The sequence below is a fragment of the Herbaspirillum sp. WTB6 genome, from assembly GCF_057457785.1.
Genome location: NZ_CP176522.1, coordinates 1611210 through 1630473 on the forward strand (window position 1 = coordinate 1611210; position 19264 = coordinate 1630473).

The following is a 19264-nucleotide window of genomic DNA, read 5'->3' on the forward strand; positions in this document are numbered from 1 at the left end:
AAAAATCACCCGGAAAGTGGTTCATGGAAGAAATTCGCATTCGCGGCGCACGTACGCACAACCTCAAGAACATCAGCCTGGATTTGCCTCGCAACAAGCTGATTGTCATCACCGGCCTGTCCGGTTCCGGCAAGTCGTCGCTGGCGTTCGACACGCTGTACGCGGAAGGGCAGCGGCGCTATGTCGAATCGCTGTCGGCCTACGCGCGCCAGTTTTTGCAGTTGATGGAAAAGCCGGATGTGGATCTGATTGAGGGCCTGTCGCCGGCGATCTCGATCGAACAGAAAGCGACTTCGCACAACCCGCGCTCGACGGTCGGCACCGTCACCGAAATCCACGATTACCTGCGCCTGTTGTACGCGCGGGTCGGCACGCCGTACTGCCCGGATCACCCGGAAAACCCGCTGGCGGCGCAATCGGTGTCGCAGATGGTGGACGCGGTGCTGGCGCTGCCGGAAGACACCAGGCTGATGATCCTGGCACCGGTGGTGGCCAACCGCAAGGGCGAACACGCCGACCTGTTCGAGCAGATGCAGGCGCAGGGCTTCGTGCGCTTCCGCGTGCAAAGCGGCACGGCGGCCGCGCGCATCGTTGAAGTCGACGACTTGCCGAAACTGAAGAAGACCGAAAAGCATACGATCGACGTCGTCGTCGACCGCGTCAAGGTCAAGCCGGACATCAAGCAGCGGCTGGCGGAAAGCTTCGAGACCGCGCTGCGGCTGGCCGAGGGCCGCGCGCTGGCAATGGAAATGGACAGCGGCACCGAACATCTGTTTTCCAACAAGTTCGCCTGCCCGACCTGCGGCTATTCGTTGCACGAGCTGGAGCCGCGCCTGTTTTCATTCAACAACCCGATGGGCGCCTGCCCCGAATGCGACGGCCTGGGGCACATCGAATTCTTCGACCCGAAGCGCATCGTCGCCTTCCCCAATCTCTCCCTCGCTTCCGGCGCGGTCAAGGGTTGGGACCGGCGCAATCAGTTCTATTTCCAGATGCTGTCGAACTTGGCGGCGTTTTACGAATTCGACATCGACACGCCGTTCGAGCAATTGCCGGCATCGGCACAGCAAGTGATCCTGTTCGGCTCGGGGCGCCAGGCGATCCCGTTTACTTACATCAACGAGCGCGGGCGCGCGGTGGTGCGCGAGCACACCTTCGAAGGCGTGGTCACCAATTTGCAGCGACGCTACCGCGAAACCGATTCGATGGCGGTCAAGGAAGAACTGGCGAAGTTCATCAACAAGAAGGAATGTCCGTCCTGCCACGGCCACCGGCTGCGGGTCGAGGCGCGCTTCGTGAAGGTCGGCAGCGGCATCCAGGAGCGGGCAATCTACGAAGTGGCGGCGACGCCGCTGCGCGACACGCTGGCGTTTTTCGAGGCGCTGCAACTGGCGGGCGCCAAACGCGAAATCGCCGACCGCATCATCAAGGAAATCGTCGCCCGCCTGAAGTTCCTGAACAACGTCGGCCTCGATTACCTGTCGCTGGATCGCAGCGCCGATACGCTGTCCGGCGGCGAGGCGCAGCGCATCCGGCTGGCGTCGCAGATCGGCTCCGGCCTGACCGGCGTCATGTACGTGCTGGATGAACCGTCGATCGGCCTGCACCAGCGCGACAACGACCGCCTGATCCACACCTTGAAGCACTTGCGCGACATCGGCAACAGCGTCTTGGTGGTCGAGCATGACGAAGACGCGATCCGCAGCGCCGACTACGTGGTCGACATGGGGCTGGGCGCCGGCGTGCATGGCGGCGAAGTGATCGCGCAAGGCAGCCTGAAGGACATCCTGCGCAGCAAGCAATCGCTGACCGCGCAATACCTGAACGGCACGCGCAAGATCGCGCTGCCGAAAAAGCGCAGCGCACCCGACCCGGAGCGCCAGTTCGTAATCGAAGGCGCATCCGGCAACAATCTGAAAGACGTCACGCTGGAGCTGCCGGTCGGTTTGCTGACTTGCGTCACCGGCGTCTCCGGCTCCGGCAAATCGACGCTGGTCAACGACACGCTGTACCTGGCGGCGGCGCGCCACTTGTACGGCTCGAACGCGGAGCCGGCGGCGCACGAGGCGATCAGCGGCTTTGAGCATTTCGACAAGGTGATCGCGGTCGATCAGGCGCCGATCGGGCGCACCCCGCGCTCGAATCCGGCCACCTACACCGGCGTGTTCACGCCGATCCGCGACCTGTTTTCCACCGTGCCGGTAGCCAAGGAACGCGGCTATTCAGCCGGCCGCTTCTCGTTCAACGTCAAGGGCGGGCGCTGCGAAGCGTGCCAGGGCGACGGCGTGCTGAAGGTCGAGATGCATTTCCTGCCGGACGTCTACGTGCCATGCGACGTCTGCCACGGCAAGCGCTACAACCGCGAAACGCTGGAAGTGCAATACAAGGGCAAGAACATTACCGAGGTGCTTGAGATGACGGTCGAGGAAGCGGCCGAATTCTTCCAGCCAGTGCCGGTGGTGGCGCGCAAGCTGCAGACGCTCCTGGACGTCGGCCTCGGCTACATCCGCTTAGGCCAGAGCGCGACCACGCTGTCGGGCGGCGAGGCGCAGCGCGTCAAGCTGTCGCTCGAGCTGTCCAAGCGCGACACCGGGCGTACGCTATACATCCTGGACGAACCGACCACCGGCCTGCACTTCCACGACATCGACCTGCTGCTGAAGGTGATCCACCGCCTGCGTGACCAAGGCAACACGGTGGTGATCATCGAGCACAACCTGGACGTGATCAAGACCGCAGACTGGGTCATCGACCTTGGCCCGGAAGGCGGCGCCGGCGGCGGCCAGATCATCGCCAGCGGCACGCCGGAACAGGTGGCGAAGAATGCGGCCAGCTTTACCGGTAAATATCTGGCGCCGTTGTTGAAGGGAAAATAGTAAAAATTCGGATAAATATGGGGTATGCGGTCCAAAGCACCATTTTTCTGGCGAAAATAACATATTATAAATGGAGTATATAGCTGCTCCAGCATTCGGCGCGGCATCGCCAAGTCAGCGGCGCTCGCTCAACGTCCGGCCTTGCGCTCCCGCTTGGCCGCAAACATGCGCTCGTCGGCGACCTTCAGCAGGCTATCGAAATTTTCGCCGTCATGCGGATACAGCGCCCAGCCGATCGAGACGCCGATGGTTTCCGTCCCTTGCCGTAGCTTCAGCGGCTGCGCCACCAGGCCCGCGATTTTTTTCTCGGCGGCGAATATTTCCTGCATCGATCCCATATCGCGCAGCAACACCACGAATTCGTCGCCGCCATAGCGCGCCACGATGTCGCTGGCACGGACCGCCTGCTGCATGCGCTCGGCGACGCTAACCAGCACCCGGTCACCGGCTTCGTGCCCGTAGTGGTCATTGATAAACTTGAAATTATCCAGGTCGACGAACAGCAAGGCGAAGCGCAGCTTGTCTCCGCCGCGCTGCTGCAGCAGCGAAACCTGCTGCAGCAGCCATTCGCGCGTGGCGATCCCGGTCAAGCGGTCGGTGCGCAAATTGCGCTCCATCTCCGAAAACGTCTTGGCCAATTCGCCCAGTTCATCGCTGCGGTGAATTCCCAACTGCGGCAGCGGTTCGCCGTCGCCGATTCGTCTGGCGGCATTGGTCAACTTGCCGATATCGGACAGGGCCCGGTTCAGGATCGACAGACCAAGCAGCACCGCCAGCCCGATGCAGAGCCCCGCAATCAGCACGCCGTTATACAGGCTGCGCGTGACGCCCTGCATGAAATCGGCGCGCGGCGCAGCCACCACGACGGTCCAGTCCAGTCCGTATTTGCCATCGACCCGGGCTGCCGCCATTTCCATCACGCCTGACGCCAGGGTGAATTCCTGCTGGCGCGGTTGCTGCAAGCCGCCGCTGCGGGCGAGCCACTCGAGTGCGCGCGTGCCCGCTTCCCGGATCAGTTCGGTCTGCATGCCCTGGACCCGGCTGCGCTGCGGCAGGTGATTGACCGATTTGAAGGGCGCCTCGGAATTGGAGGTGGCGACCAGCATGCCATCGCCATCCATCAGAAATGCGACGCCCCGTTCGCTGATCGTCAGGGTGCGCAGCAGATCGGTCAGCATCGCCAGCGGGATGTCGCTGGCGATCACGCCCGCCAGTTGGTGATCGGGCCGGTATACCGGCTTGGCAAAGGTGATAGTCGGCTGGCCGGATGTGTAATCGCTATAGATCGGCGACCAGACCGGCCTTGCCTGCCCGGCTGCGACACCATACCAGGGCCGCTGGCGCGGATCGTACGGATCGCTGCGCAGCTTGCGGCTGCGGTCGCCCGGCGCCGTCACCTCATAAACATTACGCTGCGACTCGCCGGGCTGACGCAGATACAACTCGACAAAGTCCTGGCCGGCGTGATGGATCCCGACGAAACGTCCATCGGCGCCGCCATAATAGACATATTTCCCCAGGGCTGAGGAGGGGCCGCTGACGCGCCAGAAATGCTCCTCCAGGGTGCGCAGATTGTCGACAGGAGCCGCCTCTCGCGGCGGCAGGTGGGCCTCCGGCGCAGCCAACTCGAGTGCAGTGCGTGCCTCGTCCAGGTAATCGCCGCTGGCGGCACCGACCCGGTACGCCATATCCAGCAAAACCCGCTGGGTCAGGACCCCGACCGCCTTCCCGGTTGCCTGAAACGAGACCCAGCCGATCGCCAAGGCGACAAATCCCACCATCGATATAAATGGGAGAATCAGTTGCCGCCGCAATGACGACTTGAACATGGCTTTCCTCCCTTCGGGAGAAAGACATCAATGACTCAGCGCAGGCCCAACCACAAGCCGGCCGGCACGAAGGCCAAGGCCGCAAGGTTACCCAACAATACGATCGAGGCCACCTTGTCCGGCTCCTGCTGGTATTGCTCCGCAACCATGAAACAGAAAACTGCCGGCGGCAGCGAAGCGAATAGAAACATCTGCGCGCGCTGCTCGGGTCCCAACGGCAATATCGGATCCAGAACCAGCGCAACCGCCATTCCGGTCAGCGGGCAAGCCAGCGCCCCGACCAAGCCGATATGCCAACTCTTGAAGCTGACGTCCAGCATGCGCACGCCAAGCGCGAACAGCATGATCGGGATGCAGGCCTCGCCCAGCATTTTCAGTGCGACAAAGAGCGGCCCCGGGACGCCGACCCGAAAAATCGCGAACAGCATGCCGGCCAGCATCGCCAGCATCATCGGACTGACCAGAAAACGCAGCACCGAACCGCCAGCCCGGCCGCGCCCGCTTTCGATCATCTTGATTCCAACCGTAAAATACACAAGATTTGCCGCCAGGAAAAGAGCCACGGCCGGCGGCAGGCCACCGGTTCCGAACGCCAGCACGGCCAACGGCAAGCCCATGTTGCCGCAATTGTTGTACATCATCGGCGGCACGAAGCTGCGCACGTCGTAGCCAAAAAGGCGGGCAATCGGCCACGCCAGCAAGCCCGATCCGAGGCAGATCAGTACACCCGCCAGCATCAGAACACCGTTTTGCGCTACATCGAATTCCTTGCCGGCCAACGCGGTAAAGACCAGCAACGGACACAGGATATCCATGCTGACCCGGTTTACCGCGCTCATGTCCGAGCGGACGGCGCCGCCGCGCAGCCGGGCGTAGACAAAGCCGAGCGCGATAATGACAAATACCGGCAGAATGATGCCGAGAATCCGCTGAAATATATCCATTTGAAGTTTTCTAGAAATAGGCAGCGGGTTCCGCGGTGCGCACGATCGATTTGAATGCCACCGCTTGTCCGCCGCATTCAACGGTCTTACCGGCCAGCGGTATCTGCATCCGAGTTCTGCGCGTGAATCAGAAAGCACAAAGCAAAAAACCCCTGATTTGAGGTCAGGGGTTTTTTGGGGATAAGAGCCTGACGATGACCTACTTTCGCACTGGTTGCAGCACTATCATCGGCGCGAAGTCGTTTCACGGTCCTGTTCGGGATGGGAAGGGGTGGGGCCAACTTGCTATGGTCATCAGGCATAACTTGTAGTGTTGGGTGCTTGGCTATTGGAGCTGACCGGAGCACACAACGCAATCGGGAAGAAGCAGTAATGGATTATTGGGCGTGATGCACAATCGTTGGCATACGCATGTTACTCATCCTATATTGGCCTGTTGAATCGCTTGGATTCAGGCGACCAAGGTTATAGGGACAAGCCTTACGGGCAATTAGTACTGGTTAGCTTAATGCATTACTGCACTTCCACACCCAGCCTATCAACGTCCTGGTCTCGAACGACCCTTCAAGGAGCTCAAGGCTCCAGGGAAATCTCATCTCAAGGCGAGTTTCCCGCTTAGATGCTTTCAGCGGTTATCTCTTCCGAACTTAGCTACCCGGCAATGCCACTGGCGTGACAACCGGTACACCAGAGGTTCGTCCACTCCGGTCCTCTCGTACTAGGAGCAGCCCCCTTCAAATTTCCAACGCCCACGGCAGATAGGGACCAAACTGTCTCACGACGTTTTAAACCCAGCTCACGTACCACTTTAAATGGCGAACAGCCATACCCTTGGGACCGGCTACAGCCCCAGGATGTGATGAGCCGACATCGAGGTGCCAAACTCCCCCGTCGATATGAACTCTTGGGAGGAATCAGCCTGTTATCCCCAGAGTACCTTTTATCCGTTGAGCGATGGCCCTTCCATACAGAACCACCGGATCACTATGTCCTACTTTCGTACCTGCTCGACTTGTCAGTCTCGCAGTTAAGCACGCTTATGCCATTGCACTATTAGCACGATGTCCGACCGTACCTAGCGTACCTTCGAACTCCTCCGTTACACTTTAGGAGGAGACCGCCCCAGTCAAACTGCCTACCATGCACGGTCCCCGACCCGGATAACGGGCCTAGGTTAGAACCTCAAACAAACCAGGGTGGTATTTCAAGGGTGGCTCCACGAGAACTGGCGTCCCCGCTTCAAAGCCTCCCACCTATCCTACACAGATTGGTTCAAAGTCCAATGCAAAGCTACAGTAAAGGTTCATGGGGTCTTTCCGTCTAGCCGCGGGTAGATTGCATCATCACAAACATTTCAACTTCGCTGAGTCTCGGGAGGAGACAGTGTGGCCATCGTTACGCCATTCGTGCAGGTCGGAACTTACCCGACAAGGAATTTCGCTACCTTAGGACCGTTATAGTTACGGCCGCCGTTTACTGGGACTTCAATCAAGAGCTTGCACCCCATCATTTAATCTTCCAGCACCGGGCAGGCGTCACACCCTATACGTCCACTTTCGTGTTTGCAGAGTGCTGTGTTTTTATTAAACAGTCGCAGCCACCAATTTATTGCAACCCTTTCACCCTTCTGGCGCGAGCCAGTCAAGCTACCGGGGCGTACCTTATCCCGAAGTTACGGTACCAATTTGCCGAGTTCCTTCTCCCGAGTTCTCTCAAGCGCCTTAGAATACTCATCTCGCCCACCTGTGTCGGTTTGCGGTACGGTCTCGTATGACTGAAGCTTAGAGGCTTTTCTTGGAACCACTTCCGATTGCTTCACGACCGAAGTCGTTGGTCTCAACCCCTTGAATTACGCTGCCGGATTTGCCTGACAGCCTTCTATGAGTCAAGAACCGGGACATCCAACACCCGGACAACCTTCCGCGATCCGTCCCCCCATCGCATCATACGACGGTGCAGGAATATTAACCTGCTTCCCATCAGCTACGCATCTCTGCCTCGCCTTAGGGGCCGACTCACCCTGCTCCGATGAACGTTGAACAGGAAACCTTGGGCTTACGGCGTGCGGGCTTTTCACCCGCATTATCGCTACTCATGTCAGCATTCGCACTTCTGATACCTCCAGCATCCTTTACAAGACACCTTCGCAGGCTTACAGAACGCTCTCCTACCATATGCTTGCGCATATCCGCAGCTTCGGTGACTGGCTTAGCCCCGTTACATCTTCCGCGCAGGACGACTCGATCAGTGAGCTATTACGCTTTCTTTAAAGGATGGCTGCTTCTAAGCCAACCTCCTGACTGTTTTAGCCTTCCCACTTCGTTTTCCACTTAGCCAATCTTTGGGACCTTAGCTGGCGGTCTGGGTTGTTTCCCTCTTGACGCCGGACGTTAGCACCCGACGTCTGTCTCCCAAGCTCGCACTCACCGGTATTCGGAGTTTGCAATGGTTTGGTAAGTCGCGATGACCCCCTAGCCATAACAGTGCTCTACCCCCGGTGGTGATACTTGAGGCACTACCTAAATAGTTTTCGGAGAGAACCAGCTATTTCCAAGTTTGTTTAGCCTTTCACCCCTACCCACAGCTCATCCCCTAACTTTTCAACGTTAGTGGGTTCGGTCCTCCAGTGCGTGTTACCGCACCTTCAACCTGGCCATGAGTAGATCACTTGGTTTCGGGTCTACACCCAGCGACTGTCGCCCTGTTCGGACTCGATTTCTCTACGGCTTCCCTATCCGGTTAACCTTGCCACTGAATGTAAGTCGCTGACCCATTATACAAAAGGTACGCAGTCACCCCTTGCGAGGCTCCTACTGTTTGTATGCACACGGTTTCAGGATCTATTTCACTCCCCTTCCGGGGTTCTTTTCGCCTTTCCCTCACGGTACTGGTTCACTATCGGTCGATGTCGAGTATTTAGCCTTGGAGGATGGTCCCCCCATCTTCAGACAGGATTTCTCGTGTCCCGCCCTACTTGTTGCAAGCTTAGTTCCACACCAGTCATTTCGTGTACGGGGCTATCACCCGCTATGGCTGCACTTTCCAGAGCATTCCACTATGTCTGATGCTAAAACTTGCGGCTGTTCCCATTTCGCTCGCCACTACTTTGGGAATCTCGGTTGATTTCTGTTCCTGCAGCTACTTAGATGTTTCAGTTCGCCGCGTTCGCCTTGCATGCCTATGTATTCAGCATGCAATACCCTAAAAGGGTGGGTTTCCCCATTCGGAAATCTGCGGATCAAAGCGTGTTTGCTCGCTCCCCGCAGCTTATCGCAAGCTACTACGTCCTTCGTCGCCTGACATCGCCTAGGCATCCACCATGTGCACTTATTCGCTTGTCCCTATAACCTTGGCTTCTGCTGCATTGCTGCCCCAGAAATGGTTATAGAGTTTGAGTTTGCGTGCCGTATTCCAGACTGCTCGCCGATGTCGCCATCGACAAGAACTCTTTCATACTATGATTGATACAATCACTACCCACCAGTTGTCACCGATACGTCATCACAACGCATCCGCTTCAACTGATAAATCTTTACTACTTCTTCCAGATTGTTAAAGAACAAAAACAGCCATTGATCCAAAAGATCAAACCTGAATCGACTGCGCTTGTTTGGCACAGCCGACTGAGATTTGAACTCTCAAAGAGTGGTGGAGGTTGACGGGATCGAACCGACGACCCCCTGCTTGCAAAGCAGGTGCTCTCCCAGCTGAGCTAAACCCCCGATTTCCGTTGATGGTGGGTCTGGTTGGGCTCGAACCAACGACCCCCGCGTTATCAACACGGTGCTCTAACCAACTGAGCTACAGACCCGCTTGGATCAGTACCCGGCCCAACTTTCGGCAGACCCTGTTCGTGTCCGCCCATGCCGACCTACACTGTTCTTTTCTTGTATTAACACACCGATAAGTGTGGGCGCTTAACTTTCGCGCTAACTCTAGAAAGGAGGTGATCCAGCCGCACCTTCCGATACGGCTACCTTGTTACGACTTCACCCCAGTCACGAATCCCACCGTGGTAAGCGCCCTCCTTGCGGTTAGGCTACCTACTTCTGGTGAAACCCGCTCCCATGGTGTGACGGGCGGTGTGTACAAGACCCGGGAACGTATTCACCGCGACATGCTGATCCGCGATTACTAGCGATTCCAACTTCATGGAGTCGAGTTGCAGACTCCAATCCGGACTACGATACACTTTCTGGGATTAGCTCCCCCTCGCGGGTTGGCGGCCCTCTGTATGTACCATTGTATGACGTGTGAAGCCCTACCCATAAGGGCCATGAGGACTTGACGTCATCCCCACCTTCCTCCGGTTTGTCACCGGCAGTCTCATTAGAGTGCTCAACTGAATGTAGCAACTAATGACAAGGGTTGCGCTCGTTGCGGGACTTAACCCAACATCTCACGACACGAGCTGACGACAGCCATGCAGCACCTGTGCGCCGGTTCTCTTTCGAGCACTCCCGCCTCTCAGCAGGATTCCGACCATGTCAAGGGTAGGTAAGGTTTTTCGCGTTGCATCGAATTAATCCACATCATCCACCGCTTGTGCGGGTCCCCGTCAATTCCTTTGAGTTTTAATCTTGCGACCGTACTCCCCAGGCGGTCTACTTCACGCGTTAGCTGCGTTACCAAGTCAATTAAGACCCGACAACTAGTAGACATCGTTTAGGGCGTGGACTACCAGGGTATCTAATCCTGTTTGCTCCCCACGCTTTCGTGCATGAGCGTCAGTGTTATCCCAGGGGGCTGCCTTCGCCATCGGTATTCCTCCACATCTCTACGCATTTCACTGCTACACGTGGAATTCTACCCCCCTCTGACACACTCTAGCCGTGCAGTCTCAAATGCAATTCCCAGGTTGAGCCCGGGGATTTCACATCTGACTTACACAACCGCCTGCGCACGCTTTACGCCCAGTAATTCCGATTAACGCTTGCACCCTACGTATTACCGCGGCTGCTGGCACGTAGTTAGCCGGTGCTTATTCTTCAGGTACCGTCATTAGCAAGGGATATTAGCCCTCGCCGTTTCTTCCCTGACAAAAGTGCTTTACAACCCGAAGGCCTTCTTCACACACGCGGCATTGCTGGATCAGGGTTGCCCCCATTGTCCAAAATTCCCCACTGCTGCCTCCCGTAGGAGTCTGGGCCGTGTCTCAGTCCCAGTGTGGCTGGTCGTCCTCTCAGACCAGCTACTGATCGTCGCCTTGGTAGGCTTTTACCCCACCAACTAGCTAATCAGATATCGGCCGCTCCAGGAGCATGAGGTCTTGCGATCCCCCACTTTCATCCGTAGATCGTATGCGGTATTAGCCAATCTTTCGACTAGTTATCCCCCACTCTTGGGCACGTTCCGATATATTACTCACCCGTTCGCCACTCGCCGCCAGGAGTTACCCCCCGCGCTGCCGTTCGACTTGCATGTGTAAGGCATGCCGCCAGCGTTCAATCTGAGCCAGGATCAAACTCTTCAGTTCAATCTCTGTTTCGCCATTTCTGGCCAGTTCCGTAGAACCGTCGCTCACTCAAAATACTGACAGGAATGTTCTTGCGAACCTTCCTATATTTCTTTGCGAGCATTTAATGCTTTTAGTCATCCGGCACTCCTTGCGAAGCACCAGTGCGCTGCCATTAAACGCCCACACTTATCGGCTGTTAATTTTTAAAGAACCTGCGTTGCTGTTGCAGCCCACCTTCCGGCGGTTTGCAGTGCTGTCAAAGCGTTGTGTTTGTCAGCAGCAAAGAAGCGAAATTATGCAGCATATTTTAAAGGGCGTCAACTTCTTTTTTACTCCACCCCTTCAACCTACCCCGCTTCCCACTCCCCCCATCTTCCCGGTTCGACCTACCTTCCGCACCGTCTCCAGCACTTCCAACCAGGCCCCGTTCAACGGGAGGCGAACTATATCAAACGTTGCGAAACAATGGCAAGCGCTTTTCGAGACAATTCTTGAATATTCTCATTTGAGCAGGATATCCTGCGCCCGGGCCACTCCTTCGGCAGTGCCGCGCAGGACGACGACATCTGCCGCCTGCAACACCGTTTCCGGGCCAGCCTCGAATCGGCTCGAGCCGCGCCGGATCCCGGCCACTGCAGCACCGGCAGAGGCCAGATCCAGTTCGGCGAGCGATTTACCGATTGCTTTCGCGCCCTCACTCAACACAAGCGAGTGCAATCGCACCTGCTGGTGCTCGATGCCAGGACCAGCATCGTCGACGCCATGAAAATACCCGCGTAAGGTCGCATAGCGCTCCTCGCGAGCAGCCTGTACCCGGTGCACGACCCGCCGCAAGGGCACACCCAGAATGACCAAAGCGTGCGAGGCCAGCATCAAACTGCCTTCGATGGTCTCCGGTACCACTTCCGAGGCGCCAGCCGACCGCAGCTTATCAAGGTCAGTATCGTCGTAACTGCGTATGATGACAGGCACCGTCGGCGCCAGTGCATGGGAGTGTCGTAATATCTTGAGCGCCGACGGGGTGTTGACGTAGGTAACCACGAGTGCTGCGGCGCGGTAGATGCCGGCCGCAACCAGGCTTTCGCGCCGCGAGGCATCACCATACGAGACATTGGCACCAGCGGCCTGCGCGGCACGCACTCGCTCCGGGTCGAGATCGAGTGCATGGTAAGCGATATTTTCCTCTTCCAGCAGGCGCGCAAGATTCTGGCCGCTACGGCCGAAACCGGCGATGATCACGTGCTTTTGGGTGTCCATCGTGCGGCTGGCGATTTGGGTCAGTGTCAACGACCGCATCATCCATTCGCTGCTCGCCAGCTTCAGCACGATGGCGTCGGAATTGGCGACGATGAGCGGCGCAATCAACATCGACAACACCATGGCAGCCAGAATGATCTGAATCACCAGCGGATCGATCAAATGCAAGTCGCCGACCTGGCTTAACAGGACGAAACCGAATTCGCCGGCCTGCGCCAGCGCCAGGCCGCTGCGCAATGCCACTCCGGCCGAGGCGCCAAACAACCTGACCAGGGCCGCGGTCAGGGAAAATTTCAGCAGCAGCAACACGCCCAGCAACAGCAGCACTGCCCACCAGTTTTCCCATACCAGCCGGATATTCAGCAGCATGCCGATCGTGATGAAAAACAAGCCGAGCAGGACATCCCGAAACGGCTTGATATCCTCTTCCACCTGGTACTTATATTCGGTCTCGGAGATCAGCATGCCGGCGACGAACGCGCCCAGTGCCAGCGAAAGGCCAGCGCGCTCGGTAATCCACGCAGCACCCAGCGTGATCAGCAGCAGATTGAGCATGAACAGTTCCTGCGAGCGCCGCTTGACGACGATCTGGAACCATTTGCGCATCGGCTTTTGGCCGAGCGCCAGCAGCAGGGCCAGTACCAGGATCGCCTTGATCGTGGCCCAGCCCAGGGCACCCAGCAGGCCATCCGGATTCCTGGCCAATGCCGGCACGATGATCAGCAGCGGCACCAGGGTCAGGTCCTGAAACAGCAAAACGGCGATGATGCGGCGGCCATGCTCGCTATCCAGTTCCAGGCGCTCGGCCAGCAGCTTGGAAACGATGGCGGTGGAGGACATGGCCAGTGCGCCGCCCAGCGCAAACGCGGCTTGCCAAGTGATGCCCAAGCGTTGCGGCAGCAGATAGCCGATCAGCGCGGCCAGCAGGATGGTCGCCATGATCGTCAGCAATACCTGCGCCATACCGAGACCGAATACGATACGACGCATCGACAACAGCTTGGCCAGCGAGAACTCGAGACCCACCGAAAACATCAGGAAGACGACGCCGAATTCGGCCAGCGTATGGGTTACCGCACTATCCTCGGCGAACCCCAGGGCATGCGGGCCGATCACGATGCCGGCCACCAGATAGCCCAGCATGGGCGGCAAGTGCAGCAGGCGGAATGCAACCACCCCGAACACCGCAGCGGCCAGCAGGAAGAGAGCCAGTTCGAGTCCGGAAAACATGGTCAGGAGGGGAATTCAGTGGCGTTCGAAAGAGTATCCGGTTCGACTATTGTGCCTCTGGCAGGTTTTTTGCTTATCTAATTCGTTTATACTTTCCACATGAGTGTAACCGACGATCAACGCTTGACCAATCCGTCTCCTGCCAAATTCAGCGCCGCGCGGGCACTGGACATGGCACGGGCAACGCTACAAATCGAGTCAGACGCGCTGCTGGCGCTGAAAAGCAGAATTGACGACAGCCCGGAGGCCCCCTTTGCCCGCGCGATTGAACTATTGCTGGCCGGCAGCGGACGCGTGGTGGTCTCCGGCATCGGCAAATCGGGCCATGTGGCACGCAAGATTGCGGCAACGCTGGCCTCCACCGGCACCCCGGCGCTATTTGTGCACGCGGCCGAGGCCTCGCACGGCGACCTCGGCATGATCACCAGGAGCGACATCCTGATCGCGATTTCCTACTCGGGCGAGGCGGCAGAATTGTTGGCAATCGTGCCGTTCATCAAGCGCATGGGAGCGAAACTGATTGCGATGACCGGCAAGGACAGTTCCAGCCTGGCGCAATTGGCCGATGTGCATTTGAATGTCGCGGTCGACAAGGAAGCTTGCCCGCTCAACCTGGCGCCAACCGCCAGCACCACCGCCACGCTGGCGCTGGGCGATGCACTGGCGGTGGCATTACTCGATGCACGCGGCTTCGGCGAGGAGGATTTCGCCCGCTCGCATCCGGGCGGCGCCTTGGGACGGCGGCTGTTGACCTATGTGCGCGACGTAATGCGTAGCGGCGCCGCGATTCCGGCCGTGACACCGGCCACCTCCTTGTCCGCCGCGCTGCTCGAGATTACCCGCAAGGGGATGGCGATGACGGCGGTGGTGGATGGCAGCAACCGGGTGATCGGCGTATTTACCGACGGCGATTTGCGCCGCCTGATCGAGCACGTGCAGGATTTCACCCGGCTCACCATTGCCGACGTCATGCATCCGAACCCGCGCACCATCGGGCCGGACCAGCTGGCGGTGGATGCCGTGCATATCATGGAGGAATTCCGCATCAACCAGTTGCTGGTGGCGAATGCCGACGGCACGCTGGTAGGCGCGCTCCACATCCACGACTTGACCCGCGCCAAGGTGATTTGATGGCGAACCCGGACGATTTGCTGGCGGCAAGCGCACGCGCCGCCCTGATTCGACTGATGATTTTCGATGTCGACGGCGTGCTGACCGACGGTAGCCTGCATTACGGCCCGAGCGGCGAAGTCGTCAAGGTCTTCAACGTGCTCGATGGCCAGGGTATCAAGCTGTTGCAGCAATCCGGAGTGGCGACCGCGATCATCAGCGCGCGCCAATCGGCGATGCTGGCGCAGCGCGCATCCGATCTTGGCATCACGCATCTGGAGCAAGGTGTGCACGACAAGCGCGCGGCATTCGAACAATTGCTGGCGCGCACCGGTCTGGCCACCGAACAGTGCGGCTTTATCGGCGACGACATCATCGATCTGCCAATTCTGACACGCGCCGGCTTTGCCGCCAGCGTGCTCAACGCCCATGCCGAAGTGCGCGCGCGCGCGCATTACGTGACGAAAACTGCCGGTGGCCAGGGCGCCGCGCGCGAAATCTGCGACTTCATCCTGCGCGCACAAGGCAATTACGAAGCGGCGCTTGCGCCCTACCTGTCATGAACGCGGCGCCGGGTCAGCGGTTTCGGCTGCCATTGCTGATCATGCTGGCCGCCGGCCTGGCTCTGGGCAGCTTCTGGCTGCTCGAAACCCTGCGCCAAGGGAATCTCGTGCAGGGGCCGGCAGCAGCACGCAGCGCGCCCGATTACTATGTGCAGCATTTCGATTTCATCCGCATGGCCGAGGATGGCCTGCCGCGCTACCGGATTTCTGGCACCAAGCTGGTTCACTACCCACTCGACAATTCCTCCGAAATCGAGCAGCCGGTGATGAACCGACTGGAGAAAGACAAACCGCCGATGATGATCCGCGCCGATCAGGCGCGGATCGAAGACGAGGATTCGAAAACGCACATGCGCGGTAACGTCGTCGTCGATCGCCCGGCAACGCCGATGGCGCAATATTTCCACCTGGAGTCGGAGTATCTGCTGGTATTGCCGGACGAGGACATCGTCGAAACCGATCGCCCGGTGCATATCCTGTTCGGGCAATCGGTACTGGATGGCACCGGCATGTATGCCAACAATGCCACCCGTGAATTCCGCCTGTCGAGCAGCGTGCGCGGCACCTACCGGGCGCCGCCGCGTTGAACTCCGGCGGCACGGCCGCACCCTTAGTTAGATGGCAAATCCGAGATACCCATGAAACGATTTCTACTCTTGATCTTCCTGACCCTGGACCTGGCCGCGGCGGGCTTGGCCCATGCCGAAAAAGCCGACTTCGAGAAGCCGACCAACATCGAAGCGGACCAGATGGAATACGACGACGTCAAGCAGATCAATACCTTCATCGGTCAAGTCGTGCTGACGCGCGGCACCCTGATCATGAAAGCCGGCAAGATGGTGGTGGTGACCGACCCGGCCGGCTACCAGTTCGCGACCGCATACGCCGCGCCCGGCAAACTGGCCAGCTTTCGGCAAAAACGCGACGGCGGCCCCGACCTCTGGGTCGAAGGAGAAGCCGAAAGAATGGAGTACAACGGCAAAACCGAAGTCGTGAAGCTGTTTGCCAAAGCCCATGTCCGGCGCCTCGAAGGCAACCGGCCGACCGACGAAGTGAATGGCGAATTCATTTCCTACGATAGCCGTGCCGAGTTCTACTCGGTCAACAACACCGTCAGCGGTGAAAGCAAGCCGGGCGCCGGGCGCATCAAGGCCGTGATCCAGCCGCGCAATGAAAACAAGGCGCAATGAGATGAGCCTCAGTACCCTGATCGTGCGCGGCCTGCAAAAAAGCTACGGCCCGCGCCAGGTAGTGAGCGACGTCTCGCTGCAGGTGGGTTGCGGCGAGATCGTCGGCCTGCTGGGCCCGAATGGGGCCGGCAAGACCACCTCGTTCTACATGATCGTCGGTCTGGTACCGGCGGATGCGGGTCAGATCAGCCTGAACGGGATCGACATCGCGCAGTTGCCGATCCACCGCCGCGCCACCCTCGGCTTGTCGTACCTGCCGCAGGAAGCCTCGGTATTCCGCAAGTTGAGCGTCGAGGACAATATCCGCGCGGTGCTGGAATTGCAAAAGGAGGGCGGCAAGCCGCTGACCGGCAAGGCAATCGACGAGCGGCTGAACAATCTGCTGGCGGAATTGCAAATCGAGAAGCTGCGCGAAAACCAGGCGCTGTCGCTTTCCGGCGGCGAACGGCGGCGAGTTGAAATCGCGCGTGCGCTGGCCACCAATCCGCGTTTCGTGCTGCTGGACGAGCCGTTCGCCGGCATCGACCCGATTGCGGTGATCGAAATCCAGCGCATCGTGCGCTTTCTGAAGGAACGCGGCATTGGCGTCCTGATCACCGACCACAACGTGCGCGAAACGCTTGGCATTTGCGATCGCGCCTACATCATCAACCAGGGCGCGGTGCTGGCCAGCGGCAGTCCGGACGAAATCATCGCCAACGAATCGGTGCGGCGGGTATACCTGGGCGAGCACTTCCGGATGTAGCGGCAGTACGCGCGGCGCATGAAACAGACTCTTCAACTCCGCACCTCGCAGCATCTGGCCCTGACGCCGCAACTGCAGCAATCGATCCGGCTGCTGCAACTGTCGACGCTGGAATTGCAGCAGGAGCTGGAACAGATCCTGGCCGAGAATCCCCTGCTGGAACGCGTCGACGATCCGCTGGACAACTCGATCCGGCTGCTGGCCGACGGCGCGCTGGCACCGGCCGCTGCCGATCACCATGAGCGCGGCGAGAGCCCCGAGTCCGCCGCCGGCGACGCCGAATTCGATGGCACCACCGATACCGAACGTACTGCCACCGACGCCGAATGGAGTTTCGATGACGCCGCGCCGCGCGCCAAGGCGCCGGAGGATGAGGACGCGCGGCCACAACTGGAAGCGCAACACACCAGCCTGCGCGAGCACCTGCTGCTGCAAATGCGGCAACTGCGCCTGGCGCGGCGCGACCGCGCGCTGCTGGAAGTGGTGATCGAGGCTTTGAACGAAGACGGCTATCTGGAAGAGTCGTTGCAGGAAATCCAGGAGCGGCTGCCGCCCGAACTGGAAATCGAACTTGAAGAACTGACCATCGCGCTGACGCTGCTGCAAAGTTTCGAGCCGCCGGGAGTCGGCGCGCGCAACGCCGCGGAATGCCTGTCCTTGCAGATCCGGCGCCTGCCGCGCGTGGCGCTGGTGACGCGCCGGCTGGCGCGGCAAATTGTCGAGCAGCACCTGGCGCTGTTCGCCCAGCGCGATTTCAACAAGCTGAAGAAAGCGCTCGACTGCGACGACGAGGACTTGCGCGAGGCGCAAGCCGTGATTCGGCAATGCAATCCGCATCCGGGTGCGCCGTTTGCCGCCGACCGCTCCGACTACGTGGCGCCGGATGTGATTGTCCGGCGCACGGGCGCGGGTTGGCAGGCGATGCTGAATCAGGAAGCCATTCCGCGCCTGCGGGTGCACGCGCTGTATGCCGGCATCCTGAAACAGCACAAGGGCGAAGCCGCGCTGGCAGGCCAATTGCAGGAAGCCAAATGGCTGATCAAGAATATGCGCCAGCGCTTCGATACGATCCTGCGCGTTTCGCAGGCAATCGTTGATCGGCAAAGGAATTTTTTTTCGCATGGCGCGGTGGCGATGCGCCCCCTTGTCTTGCGCGAAATTGCTGATACACTGGGTTTACACGAGAGCACCATTTCTCGTGTCACCACTCAGAAGTTCATGCTAACCCCGCATGGGATGTTCGAATTGAAATATTTTTTCGGCAGCCATGTCGCTACCGAAGCCGGGGGCGAAGCGTCCTCTACCGCGATTCGGGCACTCATCAAGCAACTGATAGGAGCAGAAGACCCCAAGAATCCATTTTCTGACAGCAAGGTAGCGGAAATGCTGGGAGAACAGGGAATGGTAGTGGCGCGCCGCACCGTCGCCAAATACCGTGAAGCCCTGAAAATTCCCCCAGTCAATCTGCGCAAGGCTTGGTAGTTTTGTTGTTTAGCAGTCTGTTCGTTGCTGTGTTCCGGCGTAGAAATGGATCATTGCGCAGATACACCGCGAACCGCCAGCGACACCACCCATAGGAGTGCTGTATGAATCTCACCATCAGTGGACGTCACCTCGAACTTACCCCCGCCATTGAAGCCTACGTGAAAAACAAGCTGGAACGCATCAAACGCCACTTTGACCATGTGATCGACATCGCTGTCATCCTGACCGTCGACCGAATTGCCGAAAAAGAAAAAAGCCAGAAAGCCGAAGTCAACCTCCGACTGCGAGGCAAGGACCTGCATGTGGAGAGCATCGCCGAGAACCTGTACGCCGCGATTGACCTGCTGATCGACAAACTGGACCGCCAGGTGATCAAGTACAAAACCAAGCTGCAGGACCATCAGCACGGCACCATCAAGAACCTGCCGGAAGCGCAGCCGCTGCCCGAGTGATCTCCGGCACAAGCTCTGTCGGCCTGCCGGCAGGACTCCATCAGTCAAGGGCGCAGTCGGCGCCCTTTTTGCATCCCGACCTTCTTGCCGGTCGTTGCGCCGCCGGGACAAATCCCTGCCTTCGC

At 58.9% G+C, this 19264-nt stretch carries 11 protein-coding genes, 2 tRNA genes and 3 rRNA genes; 8 read left to right on the top strand and 8 right to left on the bottom strand.

Going from position 1 to position 19264, the window contains the following annotated elements:
• The first annotated feature begins 23 nt into the window (after window positions 1-23).
• Window positions 24-2876 carry an excinuclease ABC subunit UvrA gene (gene uvrA, locus ACK2VC_RS07455; protein ID WP_486732968.1) on the top strand — a complete coding sequence of 951 codons (2853 nt, stop codon included), beginning with the start codon at window positions 24-26 and terminating at the stop codon, window positions 2874-2876.
• 128 nt (window positions 2877-3004) lie between these two features.
• Here uvrA and ACK2VC_RS07460 read toward each other — a convergent pair whose 3' ends face one another.
• The 8 genes from ACK2VC_RS07460 to ACK2VC_RS07495 form a co-directional block, all read right to left on the bottom strand.
• Window positions 3005-4705 (bottom strand): sensor domain-containing diguanylate cyclase, encoded by a 1701-nt coding sequence (locus tag ACK2VC_RS07460; protein WP_486732969.1) that lies wholly within the window; start codon window positions 4703-4705, stop codon window positions 3005-3007.
• A 35-nt stretch (window positions 4706-4740) separates the two neighbouring features.
• Window positions 4741-5649 (bottom strand): AEC family transporter, encoded by a 909-nt coding sequence (locus ACK2VC_RS07465; RefSeq protein WP_486732970.1) that lies wholly within the window; start codon window positions 5647-5649, stop codon window positions 4741-4743.
• 186 nt (window positions 5650-5835) lie between these two features.
• A 5S ribosomal RNA gene (gene rrf / locus ACK2VC_RS07470) occupies window positions 5836-5948 on the bottom strand.
• A gap of 170 nt (window positions 5949-6118) precedes the next feature.
• Window positions 6119-8990 (bottom strand): 23S ribosomal RNA (locus ACK2VC_RS07475).
• Between the two features lie 305 nt (window positions 8991-9295).
• A tRNA-Ala gene (locus tag ACK2VC_RS07480) sits at window positions 9296-9371 on the bottom strand.
• Window positions 9372-9383: 12 nt separating this feature from the next.
• Window positions 9384-9460: transfer RNA gene (locus ACK2VC_RS07485), tRNA-Ile, on the bottom strand.
• A 128-nt stretch (window positions 9461-9588) separates the two neighbouring features.
• Window positions 9589-11125, bottom strand: a 16S ribosomal RNA gene (locus tag ACK2VC_RS07490).
• The 16S, 23S and 5S rRNA genes sit together here with 2 tRNA genes alongside, the layout of an rRNA operon.
• A gap of 483 nt (window positions 11126-11608) precedes the next feature.
• A complete protein-coding gene (locus ACK2VC_RS07495) occupies window positions 11609-13594 on the bottom strand; it encodes a monovalent cation:proton antiporter family protein (RefSeq protein ID WP_486732971.1) in 1986 nt (661 codons plus the stop codon).
• Between the two features lie 99 nt (window positions 13595-13693).
• Here ACK2VC_RS07495 and ACK2VC_RS07500 point away from each other — a divergent pair, with 99 nt between their 5' ends.
• The 7 genes from ACK2VC_RS07500 to hpf all read left to right on the top strand — a co-directional run bounded on the left by ACK2VC_RS07500 (window position 13694) and on the right by hpf (window position 19139).
• Entirely contained in the window at window positions 13694-14725 is a 1032-nt protein-coding gene (locus ACK2VC_RS07500; protein ID WP_486732972.1) for a KpsF/GutQ family sugar-phosphate isomerase, read from the top strand.
• Window positions 14725-15267 (top strand): KdsC family phosphatase, encoded by a 543-nt coding sequence (locus ACK2VC_RS07505; RefSeq protein ID WP_486732973.1) that lies wholly within the window; start codon window positions 14725-14727, stop codon window positions 15265-15267. Before ACK2VC_RS07500 ends, ACK2VC_RS07505 begins: the two co-directional genes overlap by 1 nt.
• Window positions 15264-15854 carry an LPS export ABC transporter periplasmic protein LptC gene (lptC, locus tag ACK2VC_RS07510; protein ID WP_486732974.1) on the top strand — a complete coding sequence of 197 codons (591 nt, stop codon included), beginning with the start codon at window positions 15264-15266 and terminating at the stop codon, window positions 15852-15854. Before ACK2VC_RS07505 ends, lptC begins: the two co-directional genes overlap by 4 nt.
• 51 nt (window positions 15855-15905) lie before the next feature.
• On the top strand, window positions 15906-16457 hold the full coding sequence (gene lptA, locus ACK2VC_RS07515) for a lipopolysaccharide transport periplasmic protein LptA (RefSeq protein ID WP_486732975.1): 552 nt from the start codon (window positions 15906-15908) through the stop codon (window positions 16455-16457).
• Between the two features lies 1 nt (window position 16458).
• A complete protein-coding gene (gene lptB, locus ACK2VC_RS07520; RefSeq protein ID WP_486732976.1) occupies window positions 16459-17202 on the top strand; it encodes an LPS export ABC transporter ATP-binding protein in 744 nt (247 codons plus the stop codon).
• Window positions 17203-17220: 18 nt separating this feature from the next.
• Window positions 17221-18684, top strand: coding sequence for an RNA polymerase factor sigma-54 (locus ACK2VC_RS07525; protein WP_486732977.1), 1464 nt, complete (start codon window positions 17221-17223; stop codon window positions 18682-18684).
• Window positions 18685-18788: 104 nt separating this feature from the next.
• On the top strand, window positions 18789-19139 hold the full coding sequence (hpf, locus tag ACK2VC_RS07530) for a ribosome hibernation-promoting factor, HPF/YfiA family (RefSeq protein ID WP_486732978.1): 351 nt from the start codon (window positions 18789-18791) through the stop codon (window positions 19137-19139).
• Window positions 19140-19264 lie beyond the last annotated feature (125 nt).

Bases quoted from the DNA above. Each gene is read 5' to 3' on its own strand.
- uvrA (WP_486732968.1), top strand. From the start codon at position 24: ATGGAAGAAATTCGCATTCGCGGCGCACGTACGCACAACCTCAAGAAC.
- ACK2VC_RS07460 (WP_486732969.1), bottom strand. From the start codon at position 4,705: ATGTTCAAGTCGTCATTGCGGCGGCAACTGATTCTCCCATTTATATCG.
- ACK2VC_RS07465 (WP_486732970.1), bottom strand. From the start codon at position 5,649: ATGGATATATTTCAGCGGATTCTCGGCATCATTCTGCCGGTATTTGTC.
- ACK2VC_RS07495 (WP_486732971.1), bottom strand. From the start codon at position 13,594: ATGTTTTCCGGACTCGAACTGGCTCTCTTCCTGCTGGCCGCTGCGGTG.
- ACK2VC_RS07500 (WP_486732972.1), top strand. From the start codon at position 13,694: ATGAGTGTAACCGACGATCAACGCTTGACCAATCCGTCTCCTGCCAAA.
- ACK2VC_RS07505 (WP_486732973.1), top strand. From the start codon at position 14,725: ATGGCGAACCCGGACGATTTGCTGGCGGCAAGCGCACGCGCCGCCCTG.
- lptC (WP_486732974.1), top strand. From the start codon at position 15,264: ATGAACGCGGCGCCGGGTCAGCGGTTTCGGCTGCCATTGCTGATCATG.
- lptA (WP_486732975.1), top strand. From the start codon at position 15,906: ATGAAACGATTTCTACTCTTGATCTTCCTGACCCTGGACCTGGCCGCG.
- lptB (WP_486732976.1), top strand. From the start codon at position 16,459: ATGAGCCTCAGTACCCTGATCGTGCGCGGCCTGCAAAAAAGCTACGGC.
- ACK2VC_RS07525 (WP_486732977.1), top strand. From the start codon at position 17,221: ATGAAACAGACTCTTCAACTCCGCACCTCGCAGCATCTGGCCCTGACG.
- hpf (WP_486732978.1), top strand. From the start codon at position 18,789: ATGAATCTCACCATCAGTGGACGTCACCTCGAACTTACCCCCGCCATT.